This window comes from Methylomonas sp. LWB (genome assembly GCF_001856095.1).
Taxonomy (GTDB): domain Bacteria; phylum Pseudomonadota; class Gammaproteobacteria; order Methylococcales; family Methylomonadaceae; genus Methylomonas; species Methylomonas koyamae_A.
Genome location: NZ_MKMC01000045.1, coordinates 341,137 through 356,395 on the forward strand (window position 1 = coordinate 341,137; position 15,259 = coordinate 356,395).

The following is a 15,259-nucleotide window of genomic DNA, read 5'->3' on the forward strand; positions in this document are numbered from 1 at the left end:
GCGCCGAATGTCGAGGTCTACTGAGCTGGCGAACAGCATGTCGGCCACCGTATTCGTCTCGGCGTACCCCAGCCCGAGTAAGATAGGCTGGCAGAGTGAAAGCAACTGATTTCGAAAACCGGCAAATTCGCCAGAAAACGCCGGACCTTGATGCGCCAGTCAGGCTTAGGCCCGACCGTAGCGACGACCAACGCAACCCGAAGCGGCGGCATTTCGAATCGGCCGAGAACTTTCCATTAGCCCAATTCGACGTCCACTCGCCGAATTTGCCCATCCCGCAGCGCTTGCGCCATACTGGCCGGCAAGCTACCGCCTTCGACGATCCTCGAGCCCCGATTCCCGTCATACAAGCGATAGCGTAGCGGCTGAACGGCGCTGATTCCGAAACTGTCCCGCCGACTTGGATTGATATATACCAGCAGCGTGCTTCCAAACAAGACCATCGCTGCGCTGTCGGCCGGCAGAATCTCGTCGTACCCAAATGGGCTCACGGTTCGCGAATTGGCGGCGAACATCGTCCCGGCCAGTAGCGGCGCCGGCGCGAAACAGAGTTCCCCGTTCCGACACGCAAAGGGCTGGGGACCGAGAAACAAGTGCGTCCACAGATGCAATAATTCGACGGTCGAACCGGACAAGCGGGCCACGCAGCCGCGACCGTGTTGACGTGGATCGACGTCGAAGCCGCTGGAGACCAGGAAGCTGGAGTTTTCGATGGGACTGCGCTGATACTCCGCTGGATCGCGGAAGGCCACCAGCAGTTTTTCGAGGTCGGCATAGAATTCGTCGACCAGCCCGGCCCTGAGCATTTCCAACACAAATTTATAGTGCATGTGCAGAAAAATCGAGCCGTTTTCCAGCCAACCATCATTGAACACGCCGATCCGTCCCAAGGCCAACGCATCGTCGCCCAGCGGTGCATTCAAGCGGTACATGCCCAGTTTGCTATCGAACAGCGCGGAAGCGCGCGCGGCGCGGTACAAGCGGCGCGCCTCGTCCGGCCCGGCGATCCGCAAGGCATGCACGAAGCCTTCCAGGAACAGGGGCAAGGTATGCTGTTCGAAGCCAAGCACTTCGGCCTTGTCGCCTTCCAGCGCTCGGTAATCGCTGGCTTCGTATGAGTAATAAGTGTGTATGCCTTGCGGCATCCGAGCTTTTTCGATCGCGGCGGTCAGATGCCGGCTGGCCTCGGCCAGAAACTCGCGCAATTCGGCCAAGCCTACCGTCCTGAGTTCGCCGGCAAAGCCCATGAATACGCGCGCCCGATAAACTTCCTTTAGATTGCCGCTGTCGCGCCAAAACCACTCGGCGCTGGGTTCCGGCTCCGCCAGCAAGCCTTGTAAGCCGGCGATGAATTCCGCCAGTTCCATCGGCAAATCGCAGCTTCCGTCCAGGCTGTCCAGCGCCAGCCGGGTGAAATCCACCAAGCGCAGCAGTTCTATCGTCTCGTTGACCGCAGAACCGAAAATGCCGGGCAGACCGTTCAACGCGTCGCACCAGCCAGGCCGGTCGGCCTCCATTTCGATGCCGATGCCGGCCGGGTCCAGCGTTGCCAGCTTGTTGGCGACCAAGGTCAAAATCTTGCCCAGCAAGCTGGTATAGACGACCTCACCCAAGCCGTGCCGGTCGCGAACCCGATGCTTATCGGCAGCTCGCGCGGCGATGATCGCTTGCTTGTCGGCGCTGAATCGCACCGCGCCGTATTGGCGAACCCCGTGGGCGGTCAGTACGCTCTTTTGGGTACGCGGCGCGACAAAGTGGCTGGCCTCGAAAAAGCTATAGCCGGTTTCCAGCAACAAGTCGGTCAGCCGCTCCGGAAAGATCGCCCGGTAGGCGATCAACAAATCGACCAGATAAGTCCAATGGTCGGACCAGTAGCCGCGGTCGAATTCGGCATCCTCCACTTCGCGGGCCTCGACCAGGATCGCGGCGATCAAGTCTTCGACATCGGCGCCAGCCTCGCTCAGCACTTGCCAAAGTTCCGCGTATTTGAACTCGGTGGCCAACAGTGCCGCCACGGCCGGCAGACCGGCGAAGCGCTCCGCCAGACGCTCCGGCGCATCGACCACGAAGCGGCTGTTGCGTAACGCGCAAGGGTTGTAACCGTCCGGCTGGATCAGGTTGAAAAAATAGCGAATGTTGCGGGTACCCAGTGCCGGTTCAAAGAACAGATCGACCCGGCGGTTTTGCAGCACGTCGCGAAAATCGCCGTTCCCCTCGGAATACGGCGAGTCCTGCAATAAAAAGTCGTTGTAATCGCGCTCCAGGTCGCCGTGTTTACGGCCGAACAAATACAGCAACGCCCCGCCCGGCACCGCTGTCGGGAAGCCGCCGCGCAAACCGTTGTCCAGGTAACACTGGCGGACGTGCGCGTCGAACAGAGGCTTAGCGGTGGCCGTAAACGCCTTTTGACCGATTCTATCCAGCAAACGCCGGTTGGCCTCGCGCTTAGCTTCAAAATAGCCGGCCTCGGCGGCCTCGGCGACAAAGGATAGGCAAACCTCGGGCGAAGCGGCATGGCCGTAGACCCCGTAAAACACGTGGCTGGCACCGGGCGGCACCTCTAACCTCAGGGTTTGGAAGGCCGACGGGGTGCGGTTACCGGCCACTTGACGATCCAAATCCAGCGCGGAGTCGGCGAAGAAGCGTTCCGCCTTCGAGAAATCCCCGGCCAAGCCAAACACCCGTTCCGGATCGACGATGACCGGAGTCAACAGGCCGTCCCGGAATCCGGCAAAGAAATTGCCGGCCACGACCGGCTCGACTTGCGGACTGTCGGTCGGCCACACTCGTAGCCGATAAAAGGCTACCCGGCTGGCGACGTCCTCGACGCGCATAAAGGCTTCCGAGGTGCGGCTCATGAATTTGAGTATCCATTGATTCATCGCGTAAGGCAGCACTTGCGGCAAGCCGTCGACGACTTCGATATGCACACTGACCGGCGAGGTGTTGGTGATTTCGACTCGGCGCAGCAACCCGGCCACCGCTGCTTCCGGCAGAGTCGCCATATCGGCGCGGATGCGCAAGCCCAGGCGCGGGTGAGATTCCTCGACACCGACTTCGTGCTCCGACACATATAAACGTTGCCGCACATCGGTGCCGGCGTTGCGCTGGAAAGGCTCGTGGCGAATCGCGGTCGGACCGTCACCTATCTTCAGAAAGGTACGAAAACCGCGCGATGCGGTCAGTTGATAGGCTTTGTCGGCCGGAAAAAACTCCAGAAACGCGCCGTCCTTGTTGCGAACACCGAAACTGGCGATGGCCTGACCTCGATTGACGTAAAACGCCCAGGCCGGACGACCCGAAACGCCGGCGATGCCCGGCAGAAAACTAGCGAACGGCGCTTGGTCGTTGTATTGCTCGACGACGAAAGCGCCGTCCGAGTCGAAGAAATAAGCGGACTGGTTCAAAGGACTGACCTCGGATGTCGCGGTGAAAACGCTGTCCAGCTTAGTACAGACTCCGGGTTTTCACTCGGCGTTTCCGCCTGTACGCACGTTGGCGGGCAACGCTCGATCGCGGCCAACCACTGCTGATTTTTCAGCATGTCGCCAGCAATACCTGCTCGAGTAACAACAGCCCAACACCCTCGGAAACTGGTTTCCGCCTGTCACCGCGCGATTCGAGCAGTTGGCACGATAACTGCCGCCGTGCCTGGCTGTAGGCTTAACAGTGAGCCTGCCGTATTCATTCCAATTGAGAGAACATCACATGAAGAAAACTTGTTTCGTTGCCGGCCTGTGGCTTTTAGGCAGTCAAGCCGCCCTTGCTCAACAAGCGCCGGAAGCTCCCAAACCTCCCTTAGGCTTTTTCGTGACCAGTACCGGACTGGGCAAGGGCGCCGACCTGGGCGGCTTAGCCGGCGCCGATGCTCATTGCCAACAACTGGCCGGCGCGGTCGGTGCCGGCCACCGAACCTGGCATGCATATCTCAGCACTCAGCCCAGCGGCGGCCAGCCCGCCGTCAATGCCCGCGACCGCATCGGTAAAGGCCCTTGGGCCAATGCCGCCGGCGTCATCGTCGCGAACGACGTCGCGCATTTGCACGGCGATACCTTGGAACTGGCGCAACTGGGTAACAATCTGCATAAAAAGACCGCGTACACCGAAAAAGGCGAAGCGCTGAAAGGCGTCGGCGACACGCCGAACGAGCACGATATCCTGACTGGGTCTAAACCGGACGGCACCGCGTATACCGATGCCGCCGACCACACCTGCAAAAATTACACGAGCAGCGGCGAAGGCACGGTCCGCGTCGGCCATTTCGACCGCACCAACGGCGGCCGCACCGGCGGTAACGTGTCGTGGAACTCAACCCACGACAGCCGGGGTTGCAGCCAGGAAAACCTGGTCGCTACCGGCGGGGCCGGCTATTTCTATTGTTTTGCCGCCGACTAGCTCTACTTTGCCGGATTCTCGGTAGTGCTCGTCGTTTCGGTGGGGACTGGCTTTCGCGCGGCTACGGGTAAATGCCCCGGATGGATCGAAGCTTGCCATCCGTGACACTGAATGCCCGCTTCCCAGCGGGCATGACGGCGGTTGCGTTGAAGACCCGGTCGCGTCTTCGGCTTGGTCGTGGAGCGGAGCCGAAGCGCCCGCCGGCTTCGGCTCCGCTCAGCCAGCGCTTCGCTTATTACTTAAGGAAATCGTTGGGCAACGTATGGGCGTACCAATGTCGGAACGCCCTCGATCGCGGCTAAAGCCGCACCCACGCCCATCGTTTTCATTTTCCGGGGCGAAAATCTTTTCAAGAACGCTAGGATGTAACTCCATTCAAACCAAGCGCTACCGCGCGCGACTTGGTAGCAACAAATTCCCCGCCAAGCGTTCGAACCAAGCGGCGATGGTCTCGGGTGGCGTATCGCCAACCAACGCGCTGGAAAACAAACCTTCGGCGATATGCACGCCAAGTTGCCGGTAGGCTTCGAATTGTTCTTCGTCGAAGAATTGGTCCAGCGTGGTTTGGTGCGGGAAATCCGGGTGGTTCAGACGGTAGCGTTCGATCAGCGCCGGCTCGTTGCCGGTGACCGACAGTTTCAAGTACAACAAGAAACCGGTACCGGCCGGCGTGGCATCGATGGCAGGATAGTCAATCACGCAAAAATGGGCGTGGCTCCGGCTGAAACCGCTGGCCGGATTCGGGCGGATGTCGTCCAACACAGGATCGATGCGCACGCCGAAATCGATTTGGGCGTGGCGTACCAAAGTCATCAAACCGCCGAAGCCAAATCCCGGATCGGCCTCGCCGTCCACGCAGACGATGAATTTACAGCGCCGCCGCAACAATTCGTACACCGCCATATTCTCGATATGCCCGCCGTCGGACAGATTCAGCCAAGCCTTGCGTTCCGACATCCCGACACCGAACATTTCCCGAATCAAGCACAAGAAGCCGGGTTCCGAAAACGGCGACCATATCCGTGGATTCTTGATCCAGAATCCCAATCGTAAATTTAGTACCGCCAACAACGCTGTCAGCGTCGGCATCGCGCCCAAACCCATGTGAGCGGAAAGCGCGGCGCCCGAAGTCGCCATCGCGGTGGCCAGATCCACCGGTTTGCCGTTGGCCCGCCAACGCGTTGTTTCGGCGTATCCGACCGAAGGCGCGCCCATCCAGTACTTGGAAAACAAAAAGAAGTCGCAACGTCTATCCTGCAGATTGGGGCGTTCGCTGGACGGCAGGTTTAGCGCGGTGTTCACCAGATGATAAGGCGCCTGGTTTCCGCTATTCAGTTTCGCCAACTCGACGGTCTGATATGGCTGCTCGACCGTGCCGATAAACGTCCGGGACAAGCCGTCCCGGTACAAGCGGTGCGGACCGGTCAAATTAATATTCAGCACCAGAAAGGCGATAGCGCCGGAGGCGACCAGGATAGCCAGCAGCGCCCAGTCGCCGGGTACGCATTCCACTACCGGTACCGCCACGTTGATGGTCCGCAAGTGCCACAGCGCGTAACCCAGCAGCAGGCCCAAGATTGGAATCAACAAGCCGGCCGACCATAACAAGACCTGCAACACGATACGCCGCAGTTTGGGTTCCTTGAAGATAGGCAGAAATCGCATCGCCGCCGGCGTCGCGGTGACCAAGCCGCCGATGACGGCGGGAAAAGTCCAATGCGCTCTCAACCATCCGTAAACATCCAGCGCGACTTTATAGCCGTTGCCGATGGCTTGCGCGGAGTAGCCCAACAAGGTTAAGCCAGCAAATAGACCGAGCAACCAGCCGGCCTTGCTCGCGTAGTCGGGGCGCCAGCGCATCGCCACGCCCCAACCGATCAAGCTGAAACCGGACGCCGCCGCCAAATATTGCAACGCCTCCCCCCAAATGCCGAACAGATAGGGTTGCGCGAGCCGTGTCGCCTCGACCATCGCCGCAATCACAAACAGCGGTGCCGTCCAGTTCAATAACATACCGCCCAACGTGGCGGTGGCCATGCCCCAAGCTTGCTTCAGATTTTGGGCGGACAAAAACTTGGCGCGTTGTCGAACGTAGCGGATAGCCTCGGGGTCCGGGCCGTGCGGCTTACCTAAATCGCACACCGAAACGCCTTCGCTTAAACGGCTGCTGATGAAACTGCCGGTGTAGCCGCCACCGGAAACCGTGGACAGATAATCCACCTGATGCAGCAATAGATGGTCGGCCAGCACCTGCACGACACCCAGGCCAAACGTCGCCGAACGAATGCCGCCGCCGGACAAGGCCAGCCCAACCGCGTCCTCACCCTCCGGCGTTTCGATCAAGTACTGTTTCCGGCGCTGACCGATATCGCCGGCTTCGTCTCGGTTAATCTCCCTGGGGTCGCCGTCCGGCAAGTAGGCATCGGGAATGCCGAAGCGCAAAGCCTCGAACAAGCCCTCGACGTCTTCCTGTGCCAAGGCCCCCGGACAATCCTGGTCCCGCCAACTGGTCCCGTAGGCCATTTGATGGAATTCGTCGGCGAATTCGCGCAGCACCCGCTGTATCCGGTGCAATTCGCCACGAAACGCGTCGGCGCCGTCGCGCGAATCCAATACGCCGGCTTCCTTGGCCCGGTGCCATTTCGAAGTCACCGGCCGTAACTCGACATTAAGCAACTGCGTGACTTTGGCGGCAAACAGTTCGCAGCCGGGATTGTCCTTGATCGCGGTCCGGCCGAAACCGAACAAGTCGAACAGACTTTGCAAGGCGCTGGCTTCGATACCGTATTGATACGGCAGACTTTGAGTCGCGATGCGGGTACGCAGTTCGGTCAGGAATTCGTGGGCGGCCTTTTTATCGGCGGCACTGGGGCGCTCGGCGAGCGACATGGCTTCGGACATGGGCGAAACTCCATTGGATGACGAGCGGCGGCGCCGTATGAGGCGCGGCGGTCCGGACTAACTTAGCCAACTTGGCGCGTTAGAGTCAAGCTCGGCCCGCGAATCATTTCGGACTGAATGCCAAGCCAGGTTTTAGCGGTGATCTCGGTTGACCGGGAATCGCTCGATTCAAGCCAGTTCGGCTGACGCGGAGGACTTGCCGTTTAACAAAGACCGACGGCCCGAGACTGCCGCCGCTGCTTTCAACCGGCTGCTTCGAGGACAGTCCCACGGAAGCGGAAACCATCAAGCCGATACCTTTGTGTTCGGCGCGGGAGCGTCGGCTTGCGCCAAGGCTTGCAGGTCGATCACCCTATCCACCGACGCTATCGTTTCCGGACGGTGAGCGATGATGATGCGGGTTAACTTGAGTTGGCCAATCGCCGCGTTGACCGATTTTTCCCTGGCCACATCCAAATGACTGGTGGCTTCGTCGAGGATCAGAATTTTCGGGCGTTTATACAGCGCGCGGGCCAGCAACACCCGTTGTTTCTGGCCGCCCGACAAGACCGTGCCCATGTCGCCGATCAAGGTGTTATAGGCCATCGGCATCGCGGCAATGTCGTGATGCACCGCCGCCAATTGCGCGCACGTCTCTATCCAGGCCTGGTCGGGCGCGGCATCGAAGAAACAGATATTCTCGGCGATGGAGCCGGCGAACAACTGATCTTCCTGCATCACCGCCGCCACCGTGTCGCGGTAGACGCGGGTATCGATTTGGCTTAAACGGGTGCCGGCTACCCAAATCTCGCCTTGCACCGGTTGCAACAGGCCGAGGATCAGCTTCGCCAACGTGGTTTTGCCGTAACCGGACGGCCCGACGATGGCCACCGATTCGCCGGCGGCGATTTCCAGATTCAGATTTTGCAGGACCGCCGGTTCGCCCGGCGCGTAACGGAATTCCAGATTCTCAATTTTAATCGCCGGCAGCCGGCTGTCCTCGGCGGGCATCGCCGCCAAGCGCTCGGCTTCGGTTTCGTGCAACGCAATATCGGCGACCCGTTCGGTATGTAGCGCCAGCATCTTGAATTCGATGCCTTTTTCGATGAAGCCGCCGACCCGGTCGGTAAACTGGTCCTTGAACGACATAAACGCAAACAGCATCCCCACCGAAAATCCGCCGTCGAGAATGAACAAGGCGCCCAACCAAATCACCGCCACATTCTCAATACCAAACAGCAAGCCGTTGCAGGTCCGATACAACAAACCCAGCTTTTGGACCCGAATGCCGGCATTAAAGTGCTCGACCAACAGGTTTTGATATTGCACCCGGCGCTGCAATTGACGATTGAACAACTTGACGCTTTGCATGCCGCGCACCGTTTCCAACAAATTGCTTTGTTGCTTGGCGCCGCGCAGAATCTGCTCCTCGGTCGCCTCTTTCAGCGGTCTGAACAAAGCCAAGCGCAGCAAGCCGTAACCGACCGCCGCCGCCACCACGACCAAGGCCAACGGTCCGCTGTAAAACCACATCATCACCAACGTGACGGCCGCCATGATGCCGTCGAGAATCGCCTCCAAAAAACTGCCGGTCAGCGTGCGCTGAATCGCGTTCATCGATTCGAAGCGCGACACGATGTCGCCCAGATGGCGTTTCTCGAAATACGTCATCGGTAGCCGCAGCAAATGGCCGAACAGATTGCTCAATAACTGCAAATTGGCCGAGTTGCTCAAGATCAGCACCCACCAGGACCGTAGCGCGGTGACCGCGACCCGAATCAGCATCAATAACGAAAATCCCAATCCCAGCACCGTCAGCAAATGCCGGTCGCCGGCCACTACCGCTTGATCGACCACCAGTTGCAGAAAAAAAGGCGCTACGATGGCAAACACTTCGATGGCCAAGGCCAAGGTCACGATTTGCCAGATAGCGCGAGCGGCACCGTCCAACTGGCCAATGAGGCGGGAAAGTTCGATTTGCCGGCGTTCCTGGCGCGGCACGAATTCGCGGGTCGGCGCCAGTTCCAGCGCGACACCGGTAAAATGTTTGGAGACGTCGGCGTAAGTCACACGGCGCGCGCCCTGGGCCGGATCGAGAATATCCAGCCGGCCGCTATCGACCCGAGTCAGCACCACAAAATGATTGAAATCCCAGTGTAGGATGGCCGGCAAGGTCAAACGGCTCAAGTCCGGTAAATCGATGCGCACCGGCCGGGAGGCCAGCTGCAATTGGTCCGCAATGCCGATCAACTGATTCAAGGTCACGCCCTTCAACGACAGCGCGAAGCGGTGGCGCAGACTAGCCAGATCAACTCGATGGCCGTGATACGAGGCCACCATCGCCAAGCAGGCCAAGCCGCACTCGGCGGCTTCGGTCTGCAAGATCAGCGGCGTGCGCTTGCCGCCGGAGAAATTTAGCCCGATAGGCGCGCTCATTTAGACTCTCCCGGTTAAGCTGTACAGCGGATCGAACACCCAATCGATCAAGCGGCGGGTGTCCAAGCAAATATCGGCATCCAGGCGCATGCCGGATTGCAGCGGCAGCGCTTGTTTGTAAGCCGATACCGCTTGCCGGTCCAAGGCCACCGTCACCCGATACGCCGGCTCTTGCAGCTCGATCGGCAGGTCGGCATCCTTGGGACTAATCAGCGTCTTGGCGATTTCGACAATGCGGCCGCTGTAACTGCCGAAGCGTTGGTAAGGAAAGGCCTGGTAGCGGATCAATACGGTTTGATCGGTCTCGACGAAGCCGATCGCGCTGGACGGCACCATCAATTGCGCCCGCAAGGCCGCGCCGGCCGGCAAGATCGACAACAGCGGATTGGCGGGATTGGCGACTTGACCGCGTTCGGCCAAGATCGCGGTCACCGTGCCGTCCCCCGGCGCGCTGATGACGATGGTGCGGCGCGATTCGGATTCGGTGATTTTTTGGTTCAATTCGGAAATGTTACGTTCGATCGCGGCGCGCTGATTCTGGAACTTCAAGCGACTGCCGGCGATGTCGGTTTGGGTGGATTGCAAATCTCGTTGCGCGGTGAGCCGGTTGCGTTGCAAGGCTTGTAGCTTGCCTTGGTTGTCCAGCCATTCGTCCTGCTTTTGCTGGATTTGTACCGGCGACACGAAATGCTTGCCGGCCAATTGCCGAAACCGGTCGGCGCTAGTGGCCGACCCTTCGACGCGGGCCTGCTGGGTGGCGATCTCGCCGTCCAGTTGTTGCAGTTCGCGCCGCAGGCCTTGCTCGCGATCCAGCAAGGCTTGATATTCGATACGATCGAGTTCGGCCCGCTGGTTTAATTCGGCGGTCAGACTGTCGCGGCGCTGACGCAGTTGTTCGAGCGCGGCGGTCTGCACTTGCGGGGTTTCCTTGGAACCGCTTTCGGTGGACAGTACATACAGCGTATCGCCGGCCTTCACGCTCTGGCCTTCGGCGACCTGCTTTTCGACGATGGTGCCGGACTGCGGCGCGTAAACCTTGATCAAGCCCATGCTGGGCGCCAAATACCCGCTGACGTGCGCCTTGCGGGTATATTCGCCCCAGCAGGCGAAAGCGATCAAGGCCAGCGCCGCCGCCGACGCCAATGCGGTGAGTAAAGGCAGTGCCGGCGACGCGATGCCTATCGCCTCGCCGAGCGGCCGGTCGCGCTTGAACGCCAGGGCCTGACTTCGAAACAATCCGGTTTCGTTCATATCGCCGCCTTCTCTTCGCATAGCCTGATCGAGACCATGGCGCTCAGACGACATCCAGATCCGAAGCCCGCCGCATGTCCTCGCTCGGGTTCAGGTCGTTGGTCACCACTTGCGGGCAGTGCAGGCAGGCGTCCCTGCCCTCCTGCAGCCACCAGCGGCAGTTCGAGCGTATCGAACAAGTCGGTAACTGCTCGACGACCACCGGGGTCCAGCGCACGACCTTTTCGACCAGACCGCACTTCGACTGTTCGGACCGATAGTGACCGCATCCGCTGCAAGCGCACGGCGCCGAAAAGCGAAACACTTCGCCGGGCGTGACCGGTCCGGCCATTTCCAGGATCTCGTCGGTGACCGGCAGCGCTTCCTTCAGATAAGCCAGTTCCGGCTGCTCGGCCGAACCGGTCATCACGCCGATGACCTGACTACCCTCCCAATCCGGTTGGGCGCTGGGACACAACACTAAGGTTTCCGAGGCCATGGCACGATCAACCCTAGAATGCGGCGAATTTATTCAGCGTCAGGCCCGCGTCGAGTTGCGGCGCGACTTGAAGCTGTTGGAGCAAGCGGCCGCCGTTGATAATGCCGTTCCAGTTCAACAGCGCCACCCCGCCGCTCACTTGCGCCAATTGTTCCGGACTCAATTCTTGACCGGCTAATTCCCTGACTTCCAGAGCCCGGTTTAAACCTTGCGATGCGAATTGGGCCAATTCGGATGTTGCGATACGCGATGCTTTTTTTGACATGACTACTTCCTCAATGAATGTGAATACGAATTAACCGATGGTGAATTTGGTGGCGATGTTCTTGATATTGATCGCGCCCGGATTGATCACCGGCCAAAATTTCTTCGGAAATTGGTTCAAGTCGCCGTCGAACGACACCAGTCCGCCGGATACCGCCTCGATTTCTTGGGCACTCAGCGTTCTTAACGTTTCTTGAAAGGGTTGTTTTGTGTTCATTGCGTTTCTCCGTCGTAAAATGGCGCTAGCGCCGATTCCGCGGCAATCTAAACTTACAGTGAGTTTGCCGCGCCGCCCGCCGAAACTCGGCGGGTGCTTGTACTTTACGCAATCGCCGCCGCCGGAGGCTGTGACAAGCTTCACCGGGAATTCGTGACGCTTTTCACAGTAGAAAGCGCTAAAATCATTGGGAATCAACCGGCGGAAACAGCCGGACGGCGAATGTTGACCTAGGAAACACCATGCAAAGCGAAGTCCTTGCCAATCTGGCGAAAATCCCGTTTTTGGCCGGCGCCGAGGAAGAGGCCTTGGCGGCGCTGGCCACCAAGGTGAAAACCGTGAAATTTCCGAAACGGGCCATGATTATTTACGAGGGCGACGACACCAGTTCGTTGTACATCGTATTGTCGGGCGCCGTGCGGGTGTTTTCGACCGACGACAAGGATAAGGAAGTCACGCTGTTGATTCAGGAAGCCGGCAGCTATTTCGGCGAATTGGCCCTACTCAGCAACGAACCGCGCTCGGCGGCGGTCCAAGCCACCGAAAACACCGTATGCGGCATTGTCTCGAAAGGCGATTTCATATTGTGGTTAAAGGCCCATCCGGATGTGGCGATCACCTTGCTCGGCGTTCTGGCCGAAAAAGTCCGCCACTTGACCGAAAAAGTGAAACAGCTGGCGCTGTCCAATGTGTACGAACGAACGATCAAAGTGTTGCAGGACATGGCCGAGAAGGACGGCGACATTCAGGTCATCGCCCACAAGCCCACTCAACAGGAGTTGGCGAACATGGTGGGTTCGTCGCGAGAAATGATCAATAAGATCATGAAGGAACTCACCAAGGGCGGTTACGTGGTGGTTGACGGCAAAGCGCTGAAAATCGTCAATAAACCGCCTGCGGCTTGGTAAATTTGAGCGCCGATTAGAGCCTTGCCGCCACCTGCTCGGCCAAGGCCAGCGCGGTGGTCCATTTGCCGCCGAATACGCTGATGAGTTGGCCGGTGCGATGCACCGCATACTCTCGGGTGGCGCGGGACGGATCGGCGGCACTGGAAATCAGCGGCCGCACGCCGGCGAAACGGCCGGCTATCCTCGCCTCTTGATTCGGAAAGTAGCGCTTATAAGCCGCCAACAAATAATCGCGTTCGGCATCGCTGCAAGCAATCGCATCGTCCAGGCCTTGGCGAACCTCGGTGGTGCCGAGCAAGGTTTGGCCTTTCCAAGGCAACACGAAAAAGATGCGCCGCTCGCCGGGCACTTCCAGCAAATAAGCTTGCCGGCAAGCTTGATTCAATAACAGATGGCTGCCTCTGACCAAGTCCAACCGATAAGGCGAATCGACGCCGCTGAGTTCCAGCAAGCGACCGGCCCACGGGCCGGCGACGTTCAACACCCGGTCGACACGAACGACGCCGGCGGTAGTTTCGATGATGCCGGCCGCATCCAGTCTCAGCACTTCGACGTCCTCGAACATCTCGACACCCTCGGTTTTTGCCTGCTCGGCGACCCAGACGCCCAATGCGTAGTCGTCCATCCGGCCGTCCGAAAACTCGTAGCCGCCCAATAGGCCGTCGCCATCCAGACCAGGGTCCTCCGCCAACATTTGCGCGGCGTCCAGCCAGACCGCGCCTGGCAACAGACTGCGACCGGCCAAACGGTCGTAAATAAACAAACCGGCCCCGACCGTGAAGCGACCTCGCCGGCCTTGCCGATAGAGCGGCATCCGCAAGCGCAAGGCTTCGGTTAAATGCGGCGCGCGCCGCAACCAGGCGTCGCGCTCCCGCAGCGACTCGCGCACCAGACGCAATTCGCCGTTTTCCAAATATCGCAGCCCGCCGTGCAACAACTTAGACGAGGCGCAACTGGTGGCGCGCATCAATTTGCCGCGCTCGTAAACGCTGACCCGATGGCCGAGCTTGGCTAGTTGCCAAGCGCAACACAAACCGTTAACGCCGCCGCCGACGATACCAATCTCCACAAAATGCTCCAATCCGCTGAATATTCCGGGCAATACGCTCAGCCCGCCCGGAAATGGTTAAAGTTCGCAACCCCGCCCTTTAGCAATCCGAGTATTGCACTGGCTAATTCTAGTTTGTCAGATTTGTTCAAGACCGTCATGCCCGCCGGGAAGCTGGCATCCAGTGACATGGAGGGTATGCTTAAATCCGTCCGTGGCGTCCGGACTCGCTCCGCATTCTAACGGATCCGGCCATCCCTGCCGGAATGACGATGCTTGTTGAGTCATCTGACAAAGTAGCACTGGATGTCCGCGTTTTTGGAGGAGCGCCGGTTTAATCCTGAATTTGCTGTTTTTAAAGCGGTTTGGTTAAGATTTTATGACAACAGGTACGGACGGCGCCGAATCTCCGATCGTTGAACGTGTAGGCCAATAGCCGATACGCTCGGGCGATGTCGGCAAAACAGGAGACATTCCAGCGAAGTTCCGCGATCCGCGCAATGCGCCAAGCATCGTTGCAAACCGGCCGGCTCGGTGAATGGTTGTCAACCCTGTCCGGCGGCACTTGCGGCGGCTCGCGTTTTAACGGGCGATACGCGCCTGTTAGCTTCTCGCTGACGAACGGTCACGGCAAACGGCGTTGGTTTGGGTAAGTTTCTGGGGAATTACCGCCAAGCGGGCAAGCAAGACCGGTTCTTCGCCGGTCGAAATTCACCGCGCTTGCGCCAAGGCATGAGCAATCTCGGCCGCAAACCGGCTCAAACAACGGCTTTGCGCGGCGACAATGCTTTCCGCGTCGCCGCCGGCCGGCTCTTCGCATTCGAAACGCCGACCCTGCCAGGCTTGCTCGGCTTTTTTGAATTGCCATTGCACCGCCATCCGGCTGACACCGGCGGCGGTCTGATGCAGCGCCAACAGATCGGCGCTGACTTGGTAATCGACGCTCTGCCGCTGCGGCCAGGGAAAGCGCAATACCTGCGCCACGCCCAGCCGATGCGCCAAGGATTGCATCAGCTCGCGGGTGATGTTGTCGTCCAACCGCTCCGCCCAGCGCTGGTTTTCTTCGAGCTGGTATTCATGCGGTCCAACCTCGACCACCAATTGCGGCCGATCAAGGTAGGCCGGCAAACGGATCGGCCCCAGACCAACAACGCTCCCGGCCGGCAACGGCGCGACCGCCTCGGCGCCGGACTCGGCAGTCAGCAAGTAAAACCTGATGGGCTCGCCCGCGCATCCGTACAGGGCCAACCCGGCGAAAACCGTTAGAACAAGCTTGCTGAGTAAATTCATCGTGGCAACCGAATACGTCGAGGCTAAACGCCGATTATCGCGTATATACCTCGCGACCGATAGTATTCGAGCGGCGGTTAAGCCTTGCGCCG

General features: G+C 59.4%; 11 protein-coding genes. 2 read left to right on the top strand and 9 right to left on the bottom strand.

Annotation, left to right across the window (positions count from 1 at the left end; translation table 11 throughout):
- Positions 1–236: 236 nt before the first annotated feature.
- Positions 237–3,407: a hypothetical protein gene (locus tag BJL95_RS17785; protein WP_071159838.1), complete on the bottom strand. Its 3,171-nt coding sequence runs from the start codon at positions 3,405–3,407 to the stop codon at positions 237–239.
- A gap of 301 nt (positions 3,408–3,708) precedes the next feature.
- Between BJL95_RS17785 and BJL95_RS17790 the strand changes: the two genes are divergently transcribed.
- The gene (locus BJL95_RS17790; RefSeq protein WP_071159840.1) at positions 3,709–4,395 is read left to right on the top strand and encodes a lectin; all 687 of its coding nucleotides are present in this window, start codon (positions 3,709–3,711) and stop codon (positions 4,393–4,395) included.
- Between the two features lie 387 nt (positions 4,396–4,782).
- Here BJL95_RS17790 and BJL95_RS17795 read toward each other — a convergent pair whose 3' ends face one another.
- The 6 genes from BJL95_RS17795 to BJL95_RS17820 all read right to left on the bottom strand — a co-directional run bounded on the left by BJL95_RS17795 (position 4,783) and on the right by BJL95_RS17820 (position 11,921).
- Complete coding sequence (locus tag BJL95_RS17795; protein ID WP_071159842.1) at positions 4,783–7,296, bottom strand: patatin-like phospholipase family protein; 2,514 nt, start codon at positions 7,294–7,296, stop codon at positions 4,783–4,785.
- A gap of 285 nt (positions 7,297–7,581) precedes the next feature.
- Positions 7,582–9,711: a peptidase domain-containing ABC transporter gene (locus tag BJL95_RS17800; protein ID WP_071159844.1), complete on the bottom strand. Its 2,130-nt coding sequence runs from the start codon at positions 9,709–9,711 to the stop codon at positions 7,582–7,584.
- Positions 9,712–10,962: an HlyD family secretion protein gene (locus BJL95_RS17805; RefSeq protein ID WP_071159846.1), complete on the bottom strand. Its 1,251-nt coding sequence runs from the start codon at positions 10,960–10,962 to the stop codon at positions 9,712–9,714.
- A gap of 43 nt (positions 10,963–11,005) precedes the next feature.
- Complete coding sequence (locus tag BJL95_RS17810; RefSeq protein ID WP_064030863.1) at positions 11,006–11,440, bottom strand: hypothetical protein; 435 nt, start codon at positions 11,438–11,440, stop codon at positions 11,006–11,008.
- A gap of 13 nt (positions 11,441–11,453) precedes the next feature.
- The gene (locus BJL95_RS17815) at positions 11,454–11,705 is read right to left on the bottom strand and encodes a hypothetical protein (protein WP_064030864.1); all 252 of its coding nucleotides are present in this window, start codon (positions 11,703–11,705) and stop codon (positions 11,454–11,456) included.
- 30 nt (positions 11,706–11,735) lie between these two features.
- Positions 11,736–11,921, bottom strand: a complete 186-nt coding sequence (locus tag BJL95_RS17820) for a hypothetical protein (protein WP_071159848.1) — start codon at positions 11,919–11,921, stop codon at positions 11,736–11,738.
- Positions 11,922–12,163: 242 nt separating this feature from the next.
- Between BJL95_RS17820 and BJL95_RS17825 the strand changes: the two genes are divergently transcribed.
- The gene (locus tag BJL95_RS17825; protein WP_071159850.1) at positions 12,164–12,829 is read left to right on the top strand and encodes a Crp/Fnr family transcriptional regulator; all 666 of its coding nucleotides are present in this window, start codon (positions 12,164–12,166) and stop codon (positions 12,827–12,829) included.
- A 13-nt stretch (positions 12,830–12,842) separates the two neighbouring features.
- Here BJL95_RS17825 and BJL95_RS17830 read toward each other — a convergent pair whose 3' ends face one another.
- A complete protein-coding gene (locus tag BJL95_RS17830; RefSeq protein ID WP_071159928.1) occupies positions 12,843–13,898 on the bottom strand; it encodes an FAD-dependent oxidoreductase in 1,056 nt (351 codons plus the stop codon).
- 690 nt (positions 13,899–14,588) lie between these two features.
- Positions 14,589–15,167 (bottom strand): membrane integrity-associated transporter subunit PqiC, encoded by a 579-nt coding sequence (locus BJL95_RS17835; RefSeq protein ID WP_071159852.1) that lies wholly within the window; start codon positions 15,165–15,167, stop codon positions 14,589–14,591.
- Between the last annotated feature and the right edge of the window lie 92 nt (positions 15,168–15,259).